At 63.7% G+C, this 20,586-nt stretch carries 14 protein-coding genes and 2 pseudogenes; 9 read left to right on the forward strand and 7 right to left on the reverse strand.

The annotated features are described in order from the left end of the window. Positions 1–21 precede the first annotated feature (21 nt). Positions 22–408 (reverse strand): hypothetical protein, encoded by a 387-nt coding sequence (locus C5F48_RS02450; RefSeq protein WP_107662322.1) that lies wholly within the window; start codon positions 406–408, stop codon positions 22–24. Positions 409–778: 370 nt separating this feature from the next. Here C5F48_RS02450 and C5F48_RS02460 point away from each other — a divergent pair, with 370 nt between their 5' ends. From C5F48_RS02460 to kdsA, 3 genes and pseudogenes are all read left to right on the forward strand, one after another. Then, positions 779–1,798 (forward strand): IS110 family RNA-guided transposase, encoded by a 1,020-nt coding sequence (locus C5F48_RS02460; RefSeq protein WP_107662324.1) that lies wholly within the window; start codon positions 779–781, stop codon positions 1,796–1,798. Between the two features lie 332 nt (positions 1,799–2,130). Further along, positions 2,131–3,060 (forward strand): annotated as a pseudogene (locus C5F48_RS02465) (IS5 family transposase); the annotation flags it as partial. Between the two features lie 1,230 nt (positions 3,061–4,290). Continuing rightward, a complete protein-coding gene (kdsA, locus tag C5F48_RS02470) occupies positions 4,291–5,136 on the forward strand; it encodes a 3-deoxy-8-phosphooctulonate synthase (RefSeq protein ID WP_107662325.1) in 846 nt (281 codons plus the stop codon). Between the two features lie 102 nt (positions 5,137–5,238). On the opposite strand, the gene C5F48_RS02475 is transcribed toward kdsA, so the two are convergent. Beyond that, a complete protein-coding gene (locus C5F48_RS02475; RefSeq protein ID WP_107662326.1) occupies positions 5,239–6,609 on the reverse strand; it encodes a phosphomannomutase in 1,371 nt (456 codons plus the stop codon). 557 nt (positions 6,610–7,166) lie between these two features. After that, entirely contained in the window at positions 7,167–8,045 is an 879-nt protein-coding gene (locus C5F48_RS02480; RefSeq protein WP_107662327.1) for a LysR family transcriptional regulator, read from the reverse strand. Between the two features lie 92 nt (positions 8,046–8,137). Between C5F48_RS02480 and ampC the strand changes: the two genes are divergently transcribed. Next, positions 8,138–9,277, forward strand: coding sequence for a class C beta-lactamase (gene ampC, locus C5F48_RS02485; RefSeq protein ID WP_107662328.1), 1,140 nt, complete (start codon positions 8,138–8,140; stop codon positions 9,275–9,277). A gap of 305 nt (positions 9,278–9,582) precedes the next feature. On the opposite strand, the gene C5F48_RS02490 is transcribed toward ampC, so the two are convergent. After that, positions 9,583–12,144: an autotransporter outer membrane beta-barrel domain-containing protein gene (locus C5F48_RS02490; RefSeq protein WP_107662329.1), complete on the reverse strand. Its 2,562-nt coding sequence runs from the start codon at positions 12,142–12,144 to the stop codon at positions 9,583–9,585. Between the two features lie 553 nt (positions 12,145–12,697). Here C5F48_RS02490 and C5F48_RS02495 point away from each other — a divergent pair. Further along, positions 12,698–12,997 carry a hypothetical protein gene (locus C5F48_RS02495; RefSeq protein ID WP_146170550.1) on the forward strand — a complete coding sequence of 100 codons (300 nt, stop codon included), beginning with the start codon at positions 12,698–12,700 and terminating at the stop codon, positions 12,995–12,997. Positions 12,998–13,164: 167 nt separating this feature from the next. Continuing rightward, positions 13,165–13,530 carry a DUF6481 family protein gene (locus tag C5F48_RS02500; RefSeq protein ID WP_107662331.1) on the forward strand — a complete coding sequence of 122 codons (366 nt, stop codon included), beginning with the start codon at positions 13,165–13,167 and terminating at the stop codon, positions 13,528–13,530. A gap of 232 nt (positions 13,531–13,762) precedes the next feature. Here C5F48_RS02500 and C5F48_RS25940 read toward each other — a convergent pair. After that, a pseudogene (locus tag C5F48_RS25940) lies at positions 13,763–13,975 on the reverse strand (transposase domain-containing protein); the annotation flags it as partial. A 125-nt stretch (positions 13,976–14,100) separates the two neighbouring features. On the opposite strand from C5F48_RS25940, the gene C5F48_RS25945 reads away from it, so the two are divergent. Together C5F48_RS25945 and C5F48_RS25950 are read left to right on the forward strand one after the other, a co-directional pair. Then, positions 14,101–14,754, forward strand: a complete 654-nt coding sequence (locus C5F48_RS25945; protein ID WP_258186479.1) for a cytochrome b/b6 domain-containing protein — start codon at positions 14,101–14,103, stop codon at positions 14,752–14,754. After that, positions 14,667–15,137: a diheme cytochrome c gene (locus C5F48_RS25950; RefSeq protein WP_245941519.1), complete on the forward strand. Its 471-nt coding sequence runs from the start codon at positions 14,667–14,669 to the stop codon at positions 15,135–15,137. The genes C5F48_RS25945 and C5F48_RS25950 overlap by 88 nt, the downstream gene beginning before the upstream one ends. Positions 15,138–15,354: 217 nt before the next feature. Here the strand turns inward: C5F48_RS25950 and C5F48_RS02515 are convergent, their stop codons facing one another. Continuing rightward, a complete protein-coding gene (locus C5F48_RS02515) occupies positions 15,355–18,468 on the reverse strand; it encodes an efflux RND transporter permease subunit (protein WP_107662333.1) in 3,114 nt (1,037 codons plus the stop codon). A gap of 7 nt (positions 18,469–18,475) precedes the next feature. Continuing rightward, the gene (locus tag C5F48_RS02520; RefSeq protein ID WP_245941518.1) at positions 18,476–19,585 is read right to left on the reverse strand and encodes an efflux RND transporter periplasmic adaptor subunit; all 1,110 of its coding nucleotides are present in this window, start codon (positions 19,583–19,585) and stop codon (positions 18,476–18,478) included. Between the two features lie 176 nt (positions 19,586–19,761). On the opposite strand from C5F48_RS02520, the gene C5F48_RS02525 reads away from it, so the two are divergent. Further along, entirely contained in the window at positions 19,762–20,352 is a 591-nt protein-coding gene (locus C5F48_RS02525) for a TetR/AcrR family transcriptional regulator (RefSeq protein ID WP_170139738.1), read from the forward strand. The last annotated feature ends 234 nt before the right edge of the window (positions 20,353–20,586 follow it).

Consider the following 20,586-nt stretch of genomic DNA (forward strand, 5'->3'; position numbering starts at 1 on the left):
CACTGACCTGCCACCGGTCTTTCACCCAGCCGCGACCGGAGCCTGGTGGTCCGGGCTGAAGCGCAGAAACCGCACGGAGTTCGACTGGAGCATCATCGAGGGCTCCGAGCTCGACTCCCTGATCGACGAGATCCGGAGCAGGATGCCGGACACGGCTTGGCCCATCCTGATCAAGGGCGAAGCCGACGGCGTGCGGGGCAACTGGCCAACCCTCCGGATCAGGGAGGTCGGGATGGCGAACGCGATGCCCCGGAGGCTGGCGCCGATCCACGATAGCTGGCCGGATCGTTCCGGAGCCGGCCGGCTGGCGCGCTCCCTGATGGAGATCGCCGCGGATGCGACGCGCATCAGGAGCCTGTTGCCGCCCACGAACCGTGAGTTCCGTTCATGGTCGAGCGTGTCCGACATCACCGGGTCGGACTTCTGCAGTCAGGAGAACATCCACGCGAAGACGGAGGCCAAGTTCGTCCTCATGATGCTCAGGCCATGTCGGGATCCGAAGGGATCGAGCAGATCGGCTCAGGCGACCGGTCCGGCCTCGCCTGGCCCAAGGGGCACCACTTCGTTTCCGAGGAGCTCCTCGATACGGAAAGATACCCCCGCGGCAGGGTCCTGCTCGCCGAGGATGCGCTCGACCAGCTGGAAGCTGTCAATCGGCACGCAAACCTGACCCCCTTTCGGCGCCCAATTTTGATGGGGGGGACGGCCCCTGTCCCTAACGTGGCGCGGATTGCTGTCATGTTGCATGATCAGGGTTCCAATAAAGGGAGGTTCCACCATGTCTGATCTCGTCGTGACGGTCGGTCCCGACCTTGCGAAAAATGTCTTCCAGGTTCACGGCGTCGATGCCGAAGGAAGGGTCTGCGTTCGACGCAAGCTGCGCCGTGCAGAGATCACGCCATTCTTCGCCGGCTTGTCGCCCTGCCTGGTTGGAATGGAGGCTTGCGCGTCGTCGCACTTTTGGGCGCGCGAGATTGCCCGCCTCGGTCACGAGGTCAGGCTAATGCCCCCGTCCTACGTGAAGCCCTATGTCAAGCGTGGCAAAACCGATGCCTCGGACGCAGAAGCCATCTGCGAAGCGGTGACCCGGCCGATGATGCGCTTCGTCGCGGTGAAGAGCGAAGGTCAGCAGGCGGTGCTGATGCTGCACAAGACGAGGGAGCTCTTGGTTCGGCAGAGGACGATGCAGACCAACGCGCTCAGGGCGCATCTCGCGGAGCTGGGCATCGTTGCGGCCCAGGGCGTCGAAGGGCTGAGCAGCCTGAAGACCCATTTCCACAAGGTGCGGGGCTCACTTCCTGAACATGCCACCGCAGCCCTTCAGGCGCTGATCAGGATGGCGGACTGCCTGGTCGATGAGATCGAAAGGCTCGAAAGCCGCATCCTCGATTGGCACCGGGCAAATGATGCCAGCCGTCGGCTCGCGACCATTCCTGGGATCGGACCCATCACGGCCAGCGCCATAGCGGCGAATGTGCCGGATGCGAGCCTGTTCAGAACCGCCCGTCAGTTCGCCGCCTGGCTGGGGCTCACGCCGAGTGCGAATTCCAGCGGCGGCAAAGACAGGCAGATGGGCATCAGCAAGCAGGGCGATGGCTGTATCCGGCGTCTCCTGGTCTCTGGTGCCAGCGCCGTCATGCGTTTTGCCCGACAGGGAGATCCCGGCAAAGCATGGCTGGTGGGGCTCAAGGAGCGCAAGCGGCCGAAGGTTGCCGCGGTCGCCCAGGCTGACAAGACCGCTCGCATCGCCTGGGCGATCTTGCGACGGAACGAGGTCTTCGCAGCTCGGACCGCGTGATGCCACGAGACAGGCGAAACTGAATGCGTCGAGGCTGAGGAAAGATGACAAACCGGTCGAACCGGGGATCAGGACACCCCAGGGGGTCAAGGCGCCAAAACGAGCGCGTAATTTTGATTGGGACCTGATCTGCGGACTTCATCTGGGCCAGCGGCTATGCCGCGCAAACAGGCCGTAGACATGACTGCTTTCGGCATAGGCTCGTCAGAATCCCAGCTTGCGCATCAGGGGCCGTCCAGACATGGAACCCTGATCATGCAACATGACAGCAATCCGCGCCACGTTAGGGACAGGGGCCGTCCACCCCATCAAAATTGCACGCGAAACACAACGAGGACAGCGTCAGGCGTGTGGTAGTGGATACGACCGTGATGGAAAAGGCGATCGCCCATCCGACGGACTCCCGGCTTTATGAGCGGGCGCGCGATCAACTGGTCGCCCTGGCGCAAGAGGCCGGGGTGGAGCTGCGGCAGTCCTACGCGCGCCTTGCGCCGCGACTGGCGCTGCAGGTTGGCCGCTACGCCCATGCAAAGCAGTTCAAACGCATGCGCAAGGCATTGAAAAGGCTGAAGGGCTACACCGGTCGGGTCATGCGGGATATCCGCCGCCACCTGCAGGACATCCCCGAAGGCAACCTGCGGGATCGCATCATCGGGAAGCTCAGCCTCGTGTCGCAACTGCTTCACCAGCCCCCCAAGGGCGCGGACAAGATCTATGCCCTGCATGAGCCCGAAGTCGACTGCATCTCCAAGGGTAAGGCGCGGGTCCGCTACGAGTTCGGCTGCAAGGTCAGCGTCGCCACCACGCTGGACGAGGGCTTCGTCGTCGGCATGCGCAGCTTTTCGGGCAATCCCTATGACGGCCACACTCTGAGGCAAGCACTGGAACAGGTGGCGGTCCTGACCGACCAGCGCCCCGACCTCGCCGTCGTCGACCGCGGCTACCGCGGCCACGGTGAGAACAGGACCCGTGTCCTGATCAGCGGCGCCCGCCGCGGCCTGACGCCGAAGCTGACCGCTGACCTCCGCCGCCGCAGCGCCATCGAGGCAGAGATCGGCCACATGAAAACCGACGGTCGCCTCGCCAGATGTCCCCTGAAGGGAGCCATCGGCGATGCCCTCTTCGCCGTGCTCTGTGGCTGTGGCCACAATATCCGCAAGATCCTCGCCCATCTCCGGGCTTGGCTTGCGCTGATCATAGCCGCAATCTTGGCGGCCCTAATTGCCCAGGACCGGCAGGATCAGGCCAGCATACCGGGCTGAACACATTGTTCAGGCTGAACTCGTCAGTTCGGGGATTTGAAACATGCAGGCTTGGCGACCTCAAGCAGATCAATGGGTCCTGAGCCTAATGGAACCATGCGCGGCAGATGTACGCAGGCAAAAAGCGAGACTTTCTTTCAGACCTAGCCACGAGATAAATCGGTGGCGTTAGTGAGTTAGGAGGTGACTGTCGGTGCACGCTGAACTACGTTCGGTACTTGATCGCATATGTCGGCGCAGTCTGAAGAAAGACTTGGCGTCCTGTCAGATGGTAATGTTTCCAGCAAGCACGATTGTTGTTGCTCTAAGGGAGGCGGTCAGTGAATTCGGCCACTGGGAAGTCCCGCAGCTACGATACGACGGTCCCGATCTACAGCAGGTTGCGCAGCTCACGATCAAGTCGGTTTGTGCTACACAAGCGCCGCAGATCCTTGAAATCCTTGATCCTGAGGGCCGTAACGCAGTCAGAGACGTCTCAAAGATGGTGATCCGGTCGATGGAAGCTCTGGCATTGACTAAAGAAGAGGCTGGTCCTCTGCCATCTGGTTTGGCTGGCCGTGACCTTGGTTTTGCGGCGCTGGCAGTCGGGGTTCTTGACAGCTGCATGGGGAGCAGATTTCTTCATTAGGCTCCTGATCATCATTTTTGCGGTTCCGGGACAAGCTCCCACAGGTTTCGCGAAGCAACGCGGAAATATTTCATAATATGTTTCGCATGCGAAACACCGAGGGCAACTGAGGTAGGCGCCCATTCCTCTCGCGCCCAGCTGCAAACGCATGGATCGCCTTGGATGAACATGCGCGCGGTCGGCAAGCCAGTGCCGCAGGAGACCAGCCGAGCCTGCCGCGCCGGCGCCTACTGCCGCATACGGCGCTCATGGTCTGTTGACGCAGCGCTCAAGCAATTTGCACGTTTCCGGGACGGCGAAGATCAAGAGGAACTCACTCGACCTGCCTCGCCGTCGTTTGCGGTGGCGCAATGATCCCGATCAGGTCGCCTGTCTTCTCGCGGTTGCTTATCCACCGGGGTCGCGCGAGCGACCATCGCTGTTGGCCCCAATGCCTTGAGGCACGGCTTCCGCCATCAGGACAGGATCTCTAGAAATCTAGCTAGTGAAGTACACTTCGAGGAGCGGGCTGACCATGTTTCGGGGTCTGAGGGGCTGGCCAGCCACGGGCTTCTGCCAATACAAAGAACGAAAGTTAACCGAGTGCCGGAGAGAGCCACAAGATGCAACAAACCACCGTGAAGATCGGCGACATCCTGGTCGGGGGTAGCCATCCCATCATGCTCATCACAGGGCCGTGCCAGTTGGAAAGCCTCGAACACGCGCGGATGATGGCGAGCGGCATCGCGGAAGCCTGCGCGCCTTCGGGCACGAAGTTCGTCTTCAAGGCCAGCTATGACAAGGCCAATCGCTCATCCCTCGGCACCGAGCGCGGGCTGGGGATGCAAAGGGGGTTGGAGATCCTCGCTCGGATTCGCGAGGAATTCGGGTGCCCCGTCCTGACAGACGTTCATGAACCAGGTCACTGTGCCCCCGCCGGCGAGGTCTGCGATGTCTTGCAGATCCCGGCGTTCCTTTGCCGCCAGACAGACCTGCTTCTGGCAGCAGGCGAGACCGGCCGCGCCATCAACATTAAGAAGGGTCAGTTTCTTGCGCCTTGGGACATGGAAAATGTCGCCGCCAAAGTGGCGTCCACCGGGAACAAGAACATCATGCTCTGCGAGCGGGGAACCTCCTTCGGTTACAACACGCTTGTGACCGACTTCCGGGGCCTGCCGACAATGAGCGCCACGGGCTACCCGGTTGTATTCGATGCAACCCATTCGGTGCAGCAACCAGGGGGACGCGGAGGATCGTCCGGCGGACAGCGCGAGTTCGCCCCAGTGCTTGCTCGAGCGGCCTGTGCTGTGGGCGTCAGCGCCTTGTTCATCGAGACTCATCAGGATCCGGACAGAGCTCCTTCTGATGGGCCGAACATGATCCCGCTTCATGAAATGGCCGCGCTGATCGGCACTCTGCGGGCCTACGACGATCTGACGAAAGCAATGAGGCAGGACGGCAAGATCTAGACAGCCAGGATCTAGAAGCTGAACGCTCCCTCGCGAAATCGCCGAGGCTGGCAACTGTCCAAGGTCACTATGCGGGAGAGCGCTTGCTTGCGAACGGTGCTTCTATAGCATCTCCCGCAAGAGCTTCAGACCGGCCGCCAGCAGCGCGCTGGCTGCCGGAAGACTGTCGGCCTCGGCATAGAAGCGCAACTCTGGCGCGTTGCCCGAGGGGCGCAGATGCACAATTTCCCCGCTCTCCAGCGTCAGCCGCAGACCGTCGGTGCGATCCTCGGCAGCTTCCACTCCGCCGAGGGAGGCAAGGAACGCTGCCCGCGCCCGCGGATCGACGACCAGGGTCGTCACCAGCGCAGAGGCGGCCTCAACCGGCACATCCTGAAGCCGATCGGCGGCGGTGAAACGAGGGGGTTCGGCCGCGACGAGCGCGGCAAGGCCAATACCCCGCGCCTTTGCAAGCGGAGCGATCAGTGGCAGCAGGCTGTCGCGGGTCATCAGCGCAGGCAGCGCGCCAACAGGGCCCTCTGCGGCGAAACCCAGGAGGAAGCCGCCATTAGCCTCATAGCCTGCAACTTTGCCGCCCGCCGCTTGCATCGCCGCTATGACGAAGGGGGAACCAATCTTGGTGCGGATCACTCGCGTAAAGCGCCCCGAAGCCTCTGCGCCGGTGTTGGAGGAAACCGGCGTCACCACCGTCTCAACACCGAGCGCCGCGGCGGTGATCTGGCCCAAAACATCTCCCGGGATTACCTGGCCGGCCGCATCGGTCATCAGAGGTCGGTCTCCGTCGCCATCTGTCGAAACAATGGCATCAAAACCCTCCGCCGCCCAGGCCGCAAGTTGAGCCCGAGTCGGAGCGTCCACCGCCTCGGTGTCGACCGGGATAAAGCTCTCCGAGCGCCCCAAATCGGCGATCCCGGCCCCCAAAGCCCTGAAGGTCTCCAGCATCAGATCGCGCGCCACCGAGGAATGGCTATAGACGCCGATCCGCATGCCGCGCAGCGCTTGGGTTCCGTAGGCCGTGACGTACCGTGCCACCCAAGCCGGTCCTGCCCCGCTGTCTTGCAGCGGCGTTGGGCCCGCGCGGGTGGGCGACGTCGCCGTCAGCCCGGCCAGAATTGCGACCTCATGCGCCTTGGTGATCTCGCCATCTGGGGTGTAGAATTTTAGGCCATTGCGATCAGCAGGGATATGGCTGCCGGTCACCATGACGGCTGCCGCCCCCGCGCTCATAGCGGCGAGAGCCAGCGCTGGCGTCGGCACGGCACCGCAGTCGGTTACGGCAAGTCCCGCAGCGCGTCCGGCAGCAATCACCACCCCCGCCAGTTCCGGAGAGGAAGACCTGAGATCGCGCCCCACGAAAAGCCCTGCGCCCACTGGACATGTGCGTAGGAAGGCCGCGACATGTGCGGTCACCAGTTCGGGAGTCAGTTCCGTGACGAGGCCGCGCAGGCCGCTGGTGCCAAATTTAGGAGGCATATTCTATCCTGTTGTAGCGGGTGCCGCAGACGGTGCAGGCCTGCATGCATAAAGGCTGCCGCAGCTCTGTCAAAGCGAGCTTTGCACGACGCTTGCATTTTCGACCCTGTCTCGTGTCATCGCCATGCAGCTCCTGGCGACGGCGATCCTGATAGCATCGACGCAGCGATCGCTTGTCGGAACGCACCTTCCGCGATGATCGGAGCGTTCGACTTCGCTTATGCGGGGCCTGCCGCCCTTTGGGGTTGGTGTTCTTCGTTGAGGTGCCGGACATGGATTCGACGCTAGGGCTGTTGTTTATCGCCGGGCCCGGTGTCCTCATCTTGCGCCGCGAACCGTTTGGTTCTCAATGCAGACACTGCGCGCAGCCGGTCTGGCTGCGGTCAGCACCAACGGCCGGTACTGGGAAGCCGCGCTGCGGCGTGCCAGCAGGCCGACTGTCAGGTATGGGCCGACACTCGCTGCGCGGTGAGTGGATGCAGCCCGACGCCGGGCGGCATAGGCAGCATAGATGCCCGCAGCAGCATGACGCGAGCTCCAATGGCGGTCCTTGTCACTCAGGGGACATTTGATTGACTAAGCACGTCGCGCATCCAGTCCAGCAGTGCTCTTGAAGCTGATGTCATGCGCCGCTCCCTGGGCACGGTCAGCCAGTAGCTTCCCAGGGTCACAGTGGTGGCAAACGGGCATGTCAGCCGGCCCGCGCGAACATGGCGTTCAAACATCGGCACAGGTAGCAAGGCGATCCCGAACCTCTCGGAGGCGAGGTCCGCCAGCCCGATCGAACTGTCCATGATGGGCCCCGTCAGGGAAGGACAGCTTACACCTGCCTGTGCGAACCACGCAGGCCATTCATCGGCCCGGTAGCTGCGCAGAAGCGTGTGCCTGTGAAGGTCGGATGGAAACCGCAGCCCCAGATCTGGAGCGCAAAATGGCGTCATGGGGGCATCCATGATGTGATGCGCCTCGAGCCCCGGCCACTGGCCGTCGCCGAAGCGGATCGCCGCGTCCAGCCCCTCGCGCGCGATCTCCACCCGGTTGTTGTGTGTGGACAGGCGCAACGTGATGCCGGGATGGGCGCGGGCGAAAGCCTGATGCCGGGGGATGAACCAGCCCGCCGCGAAGGTCGTCACCACGCCGATGTTGAGCACTTCGCCCGGCTGCCCCGCCGCCACCCGGTCCAGCATGCGGGCGATGTCGTCCAGCCCGCGCTCCATCACCGGGAACAGCGCCTGACCGGCATCTGTCAGCATCAGACCCGTCGGCGTTCGGTGGAACAGGATCACGCCTAGCATATCCTCCAGCCGCGCGATCTGGTGGCTGACTGCGGCTTGGGTCACGCGCAATTCGACGGCTGCGCGGGTGAAGCTGCCCTGACGAGCAGCCACCTCGAAGGTGCGAAGGGCGTTCAGCGGGATGTCGGGACGATCTGGCATGAGTTGAACTTATGCGCATTCCAATCCTTTGTCGTCTGCCCTGTGCAGTCGGCGCGATTTATCCCGGCTCTGATGATCGTATAGGACAAGACATGAAGCACCTATCCACCCTCTCCGTCCTCATGGCGGGCGCGCTGACGCCTGCGCTTGCGCAAGACAGCCAGCCGTCGTTCGAGAGCGCCGCCGCAGCGGCCTTCGAGAGCGCCATCAGGGAATATGACATTCCCGGTCTGGTCGTGGGCGTGACCCATGGCGGAAAGCACAGTTTCTATCAGACGGGCTTGGCGTCACGCGAGGATCAGCAGTCGGTGACGCCTGACACGCTTTTCGAACTCGGCTCGATCAGCAAGATCTTCACCGCAACGCTGGCGACCCTGGCAGAGGGGCGGGGCGCGCTGTCGTTCGACGCGCCGGTCGCGGCCTATCTTCCCGGGCTGCAAGGCTCGCCTGCAGGAGAGTTGACGCTGATCGATCTGGCGACGCACCATACGGGCGGTTTGCCGTTGCAGGTTCCGGACAATGTTGCCGAGGTCGATCGCCTGGTCGACTGGCTGAGCGGCTGGCAGCCGTCCGAGCCCGGTGCGCGCAGCTATTCCAACATCAGCATCGGCCTTCTGGGGCACATCACCGCAGGCACGATGGGCATGAGCTATGCTGATGCCGCCCGGACGGTTCTTTTCCCCGCGCTTGGGTTGAAGTCCACCTGGATCGACGTCCCCACCGACGCGATGGAGCGCTATGCCTTCGGCTATGACCGCAAGACGAACGCGCCGATCCGCGTGTCGCCCGGTGTGCTCGATGACGAAGCCTATGGGGTGAAATCGTCGGCTCGCGACATGCTGACGCTCCTCGATATCGAGCTTGGCGTTGGCACTGCCTCGCCGGAACTACAAAAGGCGGTGGCCTCTACGCAGGAGGGCCGGTTCCGGACACGCCTGTACAGCCAGGCGATGATTTGGGAGGCCTATCCTTGGCCAGTCGACCCGGAGCGTCTGGTGGAGGGGAACGGGCCCGACTTCATCCTCCAGCCTCAACCTATGGACGAAGGGGACGCGGCGCCCGATCAGAGCGTCATCCTGAACAAGACAGGATCCACAAACGGCTTCGGCGGCTACATCGCGATGGTGCCAAGCGAGAATCTGGGCGTTGTGGTCCTTGCCAACCGCAACTACCCCAACGAGGCGCGGGTTCGCGCCACCCATGACCTGATGACTCACATCCTGGCCGAATAAGGCCGTGCTCTCTGTCATTAGGCGTGCTCCCGGAGGGCATGCCGAATGACAGCAATCTCCGCGCCAGAACCACGGCGATGAGCTGCTGCCGCCACGCAGGTTGGCGCGCTTGATGCGGAGCGGCAACAGTCTTAACCACGCATCATCTGAGCCGCCTCCCTGAGAGACCTCGTCGAAGGCCTGCGATCAGGCCAGGGCGAGATTTTGTTCGCGCTGATCCATCGAAGATCGACGTGACAAAAGGCCCGCCAAGGACATCTTGGCGGACCTTCTTTGGATTGGCTAATGGGTCGCTGAACCGGAGCTCAGAAGCGCATCTTCAGCGTCGCCCTGACGCCGTCTTGCCGGGACCCGTCGCCGAACTGCCCGGCATAGCCGATGCTGAAATCACTTCCCTCGGCGAGAGCGAGGCCGAGACCGGCTTCGAGCGTCACTACATCGCGGGGCAGGTCTGCGCCGGACACAGTGAAACCACCGCCGCCAATGAAGCTGTTATCCGAGGAGGCGCCCAGATCACCTAAGGCGCGCCGCCAGGCGACGGCTCCCTCGAGCCGCGCAGGCGTTCCCTGCAGGCTGAGGTCGTGGGTTCCACGAAGTCCGAGAGTGGCGAAGGTGGTGGAGCGGCTCTCCGGCGAGATCTCGAGAGCGGCAGCGCCGCCGTCCTCGGCGATGTCGTCGCTGGAGAAGCGCACATGCGCCAGATTGATGAAGGGCTCGAGGGCCGCCTGGCCCCTGTCGATCCGGTAGCCGAGTTCTCCGAAGGCCTGCACGGTGCGTGCATCATAATCGGCTTCCTGCTGCTCCGAAATCGCCCCGACCGATACGTCGCGCTCGGAGCTCACGTCATGCGAGGTGAAGCCAAGCCCGCTGCGCAGCGTCAGCCGGCCCCAGCTGCGGTCGGCATAGAGCCCCAGATGCCAGTCGTTGCTGTCGACTGATGCGCTGCCGTCATCGAGATCGAAGCTCGACCGGCCGAGGCCGAAGGCCGCGCCAAGCAGCCAGCCGCTGTCAAGCTGACGATCCACCCCTGCCATCAGGCCGCCGCTGGAGCCGGAGATACCTTCCACATTCGAGTCGCCATCGATGTCGGACCAGGAACCGAAGGAGCTGACCCAGACGGGTGTCGTCGCCGTCGCCGGAGCGCCCTTGCTGGAGATGGTGACGCCGGCGGATCCCTGCGTTTCCATGTTGCGCATGCGCTGGCCGATGGCGTCGCGCAGCAGCGCGCTGTTGCCCATCAGGAAGGAACCGGTAGAGGCATGGGTCTCGCCCGAAAGGCTGTCAAAGGCCTCATTGGCCTCATTGGCCTCGTCTTCGCCGAGCATGGCCACCGCGCCGTAGAGCGGCGACCCGCCGCCCAGCTGCTCGACAGCTGCGGCGACCGCGAACTGGTTTGGCGTGGTGGTGATGGCGGTGAATTCGATGTCGTTGCGGATGAGCGAGAGCACGACATCGGTTTCGGAGTAGCTCAGCACCGGGTAGAGGAAGGCGAAGTCGCTGCTGACATCGTCGAACTCGCCGTTGATGTCGCCCGCCGTCAGGATCGTGTAGGTCGAGACAGGATCGTAGATCCCCTCGAAGCCGATATGGGCCACAGAGCCCGCCAGCGTGGCTGTGCCGGTGACGGCGAGCAGGTCGCTGGCGCCGGTTCCGCCGTTCACCTTGACGTTGAACCGAGACCCCGCCGCGAAATCCAGATCGCCGTTCACGCTCAGCGTGCCGATGGCCGAGGCGTTGCCTGCGCCAAGGGCGCCGCCGTCGAGGATCGTCAGGTCTCCGTTGATCGTGCCGAAGCCTCCCAGCATTGCCCCGTCATAAACGGACACCGGTCCGCTGACTGTCGCCGAAGCATAGACATCCGTGCCGCCGACCAGCAGTTCGCCGGCTTCCACCGTTGTGCCGCCCGAATAGCTGTTCTGGCCGTTCAGCGTCAGCCTGCCGCCGCCGATCTGCCGCAACTCGCCGGCCCCGGAGATCACGCCGGCATAGGTCGTGGCGCTGGACCGGTTGTAGATCAGCATCCCGTCATTGGCGATGCTGCCGGAGTTCTGGCCGCTGCCGCCGAGCTTGCCGGTGGCGCCGCCATCGCCCAGTTGGACCGAAGTGCCGTCGGATATGCTGACGCTGCCGGAGTTGCTGTTCTCCCCGGTCAGGACGTAGCTGCCGCCGCCGGTGAAGAAGATGTTCCCTGTCCCGGTAATCTTGCCGGAATAGGTTCCCCCATCGCTGCGGTCGAAGGTGAGCGCGCCGAAGTTCAGCACGTTCGCCGAGATCCACCCCGAGGTGCCGCCGGCGCCGACCGTGAGGCTCGCTCCGGTCCCGGTGCCGAACTGGCCGGTGACCTCGCTCGTTCCTGTCAGGATCAGGTCGCCGGCATTGACGTTGACTCCGCCCGTGCCACTGATGTTGCCGGCGAAGCTCCCGGTCGATGCGTTGATGTTGAGATATTTGTCTCCGACGTCGATCACGCCCGCGCCGGAAATGGCGTTCACCGTGGCTGAAGAGGCGCTGGAAACATCGAAGGTGCCGTTCACCGCAACGCCGCTGGACTGGTTGACCCGGCCTTGGCCGTCGAGCGCAAGCGTCGCGTCTTCGCTGATGATCGTGGCCCCGGTGAAGGTGTTCATGCCCTTCAGGATGACAGTTCCCGAACGGACCTCGACATCGATGTCGCCGGTGATGTCGGCCCCGTAGCTGGTCTCGCCGCCATCGTCGAAAATCAACGGTCCGGCGACAGGATCGGCGAATGCGATCTGGGCCATCAGGGCGGCGGGGATCAGGGCGGTTGTCGCCAGCGCGGCGCGTCGGATGCCGAGCAGCTGCGGCTTCAGCGCGCGGCGGCGGAATTTCAAAGAAGGATCTTGCATCGTTTTTCTCCTCGATGGAATGCAGCGGTCGTGCGCTTCGTCAACAGGGTGGCGGACAGGACGGCTAAGCAGGCAGTTCTCAAAGTGATCATTCTTCGGGCACGTTACATCCAACGCGACTCATGGCCAGCACAAAAACCAACATTTCTCACAGAAAGATTCACGGTGCGACAACTGCCTGCATGGATTCAAAAATTGTCAAAAGCGGCAAGTTGCAAGGAAGATCATCGATACCCAGGCGCTACATAGTCGCCCTCTACATCGTAGGTGGGAGATGCCATATCGCTTGGTCGAGCGCGTGTCATAGATCTCCACGGTGTTCATGATCCCTGCCGACCGACCGACCGGCTTTTGCTGGGATGACGCCAGTAATCCTGCGTGATGTCTACAGTATGAAGATGCCCGTCACCGAGCACGCCGGCCGGCCGCTCGTGCTGCACCATTTGTGGCACATGGCCAGATCCGGATGTCGCCGGACAGCCACGACCAGCAGATCGGTTTAGCGGCTTTGTCTTATGTCGCGCGTAGACAGGGCGCCCGTCAGAAGCTGCGCATGTCGATCATCATCCATGCCGAGCGCGACGGCGAGATGCTGAATCTACAGGTGCGATTCGTTGTGCCGCGCGGTCGTCAGCGCGAGCAACAGGATATCCTATTCAAGGCAGGCAACACCGCTCTGCGCCTTGTCGTCACCGCATACGCCGAGCCCGCCCGTTGGCATCGCCCGTCAAGTCCGCTCTGGCATGCGCGCTCCTTCCACAGAACCTTCCAGCTTTTGAATAGCGACTGCATCGGGGCCAAATCGCCGACGTCCCCGTGCAGCGTCCAGAGACCAGTGCTCAGCTCCGAATAGTCTCCGTGCTCGCTGTCAGCCCGTCAAAGTGATGCGCCTGATCGTAAAGTATCGAGAAGCTTTACCAAGCGTGCAGCTGCCCGACCTGATCTTGAATCAACTTGACCACTGTGACCGCGAGCCCTAGTTGCCTTTGCCAATCGTCAGGAAACACCGGAAGACACCCGATGAAGAACCCGAAGGACAACCTCGCCGATCGTCGCATCGCTGCGTCTGAGTCAAAGGCAGCCCTGTTGAACGCTCACCGCGCAGCTGTCGAAGCTGCGGAGCCCACGCGCATTGCACGGCAAGAAGAGCGCGTTGCACGAGCGGCGGCCAAGGAAGAACGCCAGGCTGACCGAGTCAAGGGCAAGCGCGAGGAACAGGAACGGCTCGATCTTGAACAGGCAGAGGCCGCCGCCGTCGCAGCAGCCGAAATCGCTGCCCATGAACTGGACATGAAGGACGACGCCTCACGAGCTGTCCTCACGGAAGCGGATAAGAAAGCCGAGCGTGACCGGCGCTACGCAGATCGCAAGGCGAGACAGCGGTAAGCGGTCACGTCTGGCCTCAACCTGACACGGCAACGCGCAAGGGATCTACTCATGTCTTATCCCCTCCCGTGAGTGGATAAGTGCAAGATGGGATAAGCCGTTCGCTCTTGTGACCTGCTCCTCGGCCTCTTTTTTTGGGCTCCGCAAGCGCATGGCCGCGTCTCTGAATAGCTCCATGTCTCGTGGACGAGGGGCTGACGGGCTGCGGAAGCAATGGCGTCGGCCGCAGCGCCTCGCGCGCGGCCTTCCAGGTCCAGGGCGGCAACGTGTCGAGCCGGTTGATCGGGGTGGCGCCGGAGACGGTCCGCTCCAGAACGTCCGCAAGCCAGAGTTCCCGATCGATGCCGTTGAGCTTGGCGGTGTTCACCAGCGAGCCTAGGATCGCCCAACTTTCACCTCCGCGCTTCGAGCCGGCGAAGAGCGCATTCTTGCGCGTGAGGCATACCACATGGTAAATCGTTGTTGAAACAGCTCAGACCGGCTCGGCCTCTTACTGATAGCTGACAGTCCCATTCAGGCCTGCGTCACCTGAGGGCCTGAAAAAGGGCTACCGCCATCGGGAGCCCGGTTATGCCTCTATCCTCCATTTCGGTCTGGGATCTGCCGCTCCGGCTGTTTCACTGGGCGCTTGCGGTCTCAGTGTCGGGTGCCGCAGCCACCGGCTTCTTCGGTGGGCCGGAGGTTCTCCAATGGCACATCGGTTCGGGACTTGTTGCGGGAGGTCTTGTTATCGCAAGGATCGTCTGGGGTTTCACCGGCTCGACCCATGCCCGCTTTTCGGATTTCCTCCCCAATCCGCAGAGCGTTGTCGAGCATCTTCGAAGCGACGCTCCGCGTCACCTCGGGCACAACCCAGTGGGCGCTCTCATGGTCTTCGGGCTCATCGGGTGCATGCTCGTGATCTGCGTGAGCGGGCTCGTGGTGCTGGGAGGCATCTTCAAGACCGGACCGCTGGCCTTCTGGTCGTTCGACGCCGGGCTGACGGGTCGCGAGGTGCATGAGGCTGCGGCATGGGCTGTTGTCGGACTGGTCTCCCTCCACCTTGCTGGGGTCGCGTTTGAAAGCCGCCGGAGTGGCGAGAACCTGGCTCGGTCCATGCTGACCGGACGGAAGGAGGCTCGACCGGCGACCATCCGGTGCGCGACCTGCCCGCCAAGGGTCTGCTGGCCCTCTTCCTTGTGCTGCTCGCAGGCGCAGGGCTCTGGTCGGCGGACAGCATGCTGATCACCCGCGAAATCGACGGTCTGCCCACCGCCTTCGACACGACGACTCGCGAGGAATGCTCGGCCTGTCACATGGCCTATCACCCGAGCCTGCTGCCTGCCGCGTCGTGGCAGGCGCTGATGGCGGGTCTTTCCGACCATTTCGGCGAAGATGCCAGCCTTGATCCGGAGGCTGCCGACCGGATCGAAACCTGGCTGACCGGCAATGCCGCCGGCGCCGCCGACACGCTGCCCTCTCACGTCTTTGCCGCGACCGCATCGACGGCGCCCTTCACAGTGACTGCCACGCCCTTCTGGCGCAGCCGGCACGGTGACATAGGGCTCTCTCCGCGTGACTTGCCGCTGGCGCTAGCCGGCTTTCGTTTCACTCTCCCATGTTGGTGATCGAAGGCGCGTGGGGCGCAGACATGGAGAGACGCCTGTCTATCGCAGGATCTGCCCCGGTCGGAAGCGACGCACATCGGCAGGGAGGGGTTTGGGCAGGTCAAGGAGCCTGTGTGCCAATGCTTAGGATGACAAGCGGCGGCCACGTTTTTTCGCCAAACGGGTGGCACCTCGATATTATCGAGGCCCGGCATATATGGAACGCCGGGCCCACCGATCACGCTTCCTTGGCGCGGCCTGACTTGGGACGGATCATCTGCACCCCCCGCAGCACCGCGATGTAGAACACCGGGACAAGGAAGATCCCGATCACCGCCGAGGCCGCCATCCCGCCCAGCACGCCGATGCCAATGGCCTGCTGCGCACCGGCTCCGGCGCCGGTGGCGGTTGCCAGCGGCAGGACGCCCAGCATGAAGGCGAAGGTGGTCATTAGGATAGGGCGGAGACGGAGGCGAGACGCCTCTATGGCGGCCTCGATCAGCGGCTTGCCGCCCTTGTGCAGCGTCTGCGCGAACTCCACGATCAGGATCGCGTTGCGCGCCGCAAGGCCGATGGTCGTTAGCAGCCCGACCTTGAAGTAGACGTCGTTCGACTGGCCGAACAGCAGCGCCGCCGCCAGAGCCCCGAGGATGCCGATCGGCACCGTCATCATCACCGCCAGCGGCACGGTCCAGCTTTCATAGAGCGCCGCCAGACAGAGAAACACCACCAGGGCCGACAGGGCGAACAGCAGCGGCGCCTGATTGCCCGACAGCCGCTCCTGATAGGACAGCGAGGTCCAAGCGGTGCCGTAGCCGCCGTCCAGATCGGCCACCAACTCTTCCATCGCATCCATAGCCGCACCGGAGGAGACACCCGCCCCGGCCGACCCGCTCAGTTCCAGCGCGCGGGTGCCGCCGTAGCGGGCGAGGCTCTGCGGTTCCTGATCCCAGACCTGCGTGGCGAATGCCGAGAAGGGCACCATCTCGCCGGCGCCATTGCGGGCATACCAACGGTCGATGTCGGTCGGCTGCATCCTCGCCTCGGCCTCGCCCTGCACGATCACCGGGCGCAATTCAGTTCCTAGGGTGAAGTCGTTCACGTCGCGGCCGGAGAAGATGACCGAGAGCATCGCGTTCACCTCCGGGATCGACAGACCGAACGCCGTCGCCTTCTGCTGGTCGAGGTCCAGCCGCAGCGTTGTCTCGAACGGCGCCTCGTTGCCGCGCAGGCCGGTCGCCCGGCCATCCGTCTGCGCCGTGGCTACCAGCTGGTCCGCTGCTTCAGTCAACGCAGCCTGCCCTGCTCCGGACTGATCCACGAGATACATGGTGAACCCGTCCGACGTCCCAAGACCCTGGATCGCAGGCGGCATCAGGAAGAAGATCTGCCCCGCCCGGCTGCCGAAGAACCGCCCGTTCGCCCGGTCGGCCAGACTGGCCGCATCGAAGCCCTCGCGCGAGTCGAACTCCTTCAGCTTGACGAAGAGCATGGCCTTGTTCTGCCCGCTACCGCCAAAGCTGAAGCCGAGCGCGCCGAAGACGGAGTCGACAGTGTCGGTCTCCTCGGTCAGAAGATAGCGCTCCAGATCCTCGACCACCGCCTCGGTCTGGCCGGTGGTAGACCCTTCCGGCGTCTCGACCATGACCATCAGCACGCCCTGATCCTCCTGCGGGATAAACGAGCCCGGCAGCTTGCCATAGAGCGCCATCGCCCCGGCCGAGATCGCGACCAGTAGGATCAGCATGCGGAACGGTCGTCGCAGAAGGCGCGTGACGACCGAACCGTAGCCGTTCGTCGCCCGGTCCAGCGTGCGGTTGAACCAGCGGGCCGGCGCAATGCCGCCGCCATGGCTGCGCGGTTTCAGAAGGCTTGCGCACATCGCCGGCGTCAGGATCACCGCGACCCCTAGCGAGAGCCCCATGGCCGAGATGATCGTCACCGAGAACTGCCGGTAGATCACCCCGGTGGAGCCGGACATGAAAGCCATCGGCAGGAACACCGCGGACAGGACCAGCACGATACCGACCAGCGCGCCGGTGATCTCGTCCATGCTCTTCTCGGTCGCGGCGACGGGGTCCAGCCCTTCCTCCTCCATCACCCGCTCGACGTTTTCCACCACGACGATAGCATCATCGACCAGCAGGCCGATGGCGAGCACCAGCGCGAACATGGTCAGCGTGTTGATCGACAGCCCAGCGATGGCCAGAATGCCGAATGTGCCCAGCAGCACGACCGGAACAGCGATAGTCGGGATCAGCGTCGCACGCCAGCTTTGCAGGAAGACGAGGATGACGAGGAAGACCAGCGCCACCGCCTCGAACAGCGTGTGGTAGACTTGGTTGATCGACTCTTCGACGAAGGGTGACGTGTCGTAGGGATAGACGATCTCGACCCCTGCCGGCAGCGCCGAGGCGACACCGTCCAGTACGGTCCGCACGGACTCTGCCGTGTCGACCGCATTCGCGCCCGTGGCGAGGTTCACGGCGAACCCCGCAGCAGGATTGCCGTTGTAGCGCGAGGAGGAGCCATAGCTCTCCTGCCCGATCTCGATCCGCGCAACGTCGCCCAGAAACACCGTGGAGCCGTCCTCGTCCACCCGCAGCAGGATGCGCTCGAACTCGCTGACGGTGGACAACTGCGACTGCGCCGAGAGGCTGACGCTCAGTTGCTGGCCTTCGAGCGTGGGCTGCGCCCCGAGGCTGCCAACGGTGACGTTGGTGTTCTGTTCGGACACGGCCGAGGTCACGTCCCCCGGCGTCACCTGATACTGCACCAGCTTCATCGGATCGAGCCAGATCCGCATCGCATAGCCCGAGCCGAAGGAGTTGATCGACCCGACACCCGGCGTCCGCTTCACCGCGTCCTCGACCGACTGCGCCACAAGATCGCCAAGCTCGAGCGACGAATAGCTGCCATCCGACGAGGTCAGCGCGCCGACCAGCAGGATCGACGAGGTGGAGCGGGAGACCGAGATCCCTTGGCTCTGCACGATGTCAGGAAGCTGCGAGGTGACCAGTTGCAGCTTGTTCTGCACCTGCACCTGCGCGATCTCCGGATCGACCGTGTCGTCGAAGGTGAGCGAGATCGAGGTCGAGCCGGGGCTTGTGGACGAGGTCATGTAGATCAGGCCATCGATCCCGGTCATCCCGTCCTCGATGATCGTGGTCACCGAGTTCTCGACGATCTCGGCGGAGGCGCCGGTATAGCTGGCGCTGACGCGGACCGTCGTCGGGGCGATCTCGGGGTATTGGGCGATGGGCAGGGTGGCGAGGCCGAAGGCCCCCGCCAGCATGGTCACGATGGCGATCACCCAAGCGAACACCGGGCGGTGAATGAAGAAACGGGCCATGTGATGTCTACTCCGCTTCTGCCGGAGCAGCGTCCGCTGCAGGGGCGGTGTCGCGGATCACGCCTTGGGCGTCGATCTCGATCGGCACGGGCGTCACGGCGGCGCCTTCGGTCAGGCCGGTGCGGCCGTCGACGATCAACTGATCACCCTCGGCGAGCCCTCCGGTCACGATCCAGCTGTTCTGATAGCTGCCATCTTCGGACAACTCACGCTGCGCCGCCTTGCCGTCTTCGATGACCCAAGCCGTCAGCTGCCCGTCCCGGCGCCGCGTAGCGGCAAGTTGCGGCACCAATAGCGCGTCGGTCTGCCCAAGCTCGACACGTCCGCGCACGAACATGCCGGGCAGCAGCCGGTTGTCGGGATTGTCGAAGCGGAAGCGGAAGTCCACTGTGCCGGTCGTGGTCGAGACGGTGTAACCCGGCGCCACGAATTCCCCGGTCGCTTCATAAGTCTCGCCGTTCTCCAGCGTCAGGCTGGCCTGGAGCCGCTCGGCCAGCCGCAGCCGACCCTCGGTCATGTCGTTGCGGATCTGCAGCAGCCGGACCGAGGGCTCGTACATGTCCACCTCGATCGGATCGAGCCGGGTCACGGTGGCCATCACGTCGGCCTGGCTCGCGGTCACCAGATCGCCGACCGAGACGCCGGTCAGGCTGGCCATCCCGTCGATCGGGCTGGTGACAGTCGTCCAAGACAGTTCCGTCTCGGCCAGCTTCAGCGTCGCCTCGTTACCCTGCACGGCTGCGCGGGCCTGCTCCAAGGTAGCGAGTGCGGACTCCAGCGTCGCCTGCGTGGAGCCCGACCCCACCAGTGCCTGCGCCCGACCATAGGCTGCCTCGGCCTGCGGCACCGCCGCGCGCGCCGAGGCAAGATTGGCCGTCGCCTGCGCCACGGCAGCCTCGTAGGTCACCGGGTCGATGCGGAACATCGGATCCCCGGCCTCAATTGCTTCGCCCTGCGCATAGATGATCTCGGTCACGATCCCGCCAACCCGCGGCCGGATGTCGGCCTCCTCGAAGGCGACGGCCCGGCCCGGCAGCACATAGACACGCGGCACCTCTTGCACGACGAGATCGATCACGCCGACCTGCCTCGCGGCAGGCTCCGGAGTCTGCGCCAAGGCGCATCCCGCCCAAAGCACGGCGGACGCCGCAACACAGCGGCAGAAATAGGGGGCAGATTTCATAGGAGATCCTGTGCTTGCGGGAAGAGTGGTTGCGCAGACGGCCTTGGCCTGAGAGTATGCAGCATAAGCAAGATTTGCACACCCTGCAAGAAAAGGTGACCCGAGTTATCATGGTTTCCTCCCTGCGCAGCCGTCGCCGGCGACAGACCGCCCGCGACATTCAGGCGGCGACCCTCCGTCTGGCCCGGCGGCACGGCTTCGACGTGGTCACCACCGGCATGATCGCCGCCGAGGCGCAGGTGAGCGTGCGCACCTTCTTCAACTATTATGCCAACAAGGAAGCCGCCGCCGTCGGAGAAACGCCTGAGTTTTCCGACGAGGCGATATGCGCCTTTGTCGAGGGGACCGGCTCGCTGCACGACGACCTCGCTAGGCTGATGCGAACGCACCTGATCCAAGAGGACGTGAACCGCGGTGCGATCCACGACATGATCGCCCTGTCCGAAGAGGCGCCCCGGTTAATGAGCCTGTTCGAGGATCATCTTAGGGTCCTCCGCTCTAGCGTGGCGTCCATTCTGTCGCATCGCCTGCCCGAGACTGACGCACTTACCCTCGATCTGCTGTCCCAGATCGTCATCGCCGCCCTCCGCCAAGCGGTGCAACTCTGGGCGGCGCAGGACGAGAAGGACATCGGGACCTGCGTCGACGCAACGCTCGAGCGGCTGACAGCGCTTTGCCGCCTTGTCTGCGAGACGGAATAATCGCGCAGCGCATGTCGCGTCGACGCATTGCCGCCCCACCGTCGTGTCTTGTTGCGATGACGCGCATGGGGATCAGACGCCATCATGCAAAAGAAGGGATGTGCCAGCGACGGAACCTGCATCCTGCAGCGTTTAGTCTTAGCCGGGCAGCATTGAAGGATCTCCTGTCGCGAAAGTCGAAACGCCCGCCGCCGAGCGCGAAGCCGTCGCGATCCTCGTGAAGCCGCACGAGAT

This window comes from Cereibacter changlensis JA139 (genome assembly GCF_003034985.1).
Taxonomy (GTDB): Bacteria; Pseudomonadota; Alphaproteobacteria; order Rhodobacterales; family Rhodobacteraceae; genus Cereibacter; species Cereibacter changlensis.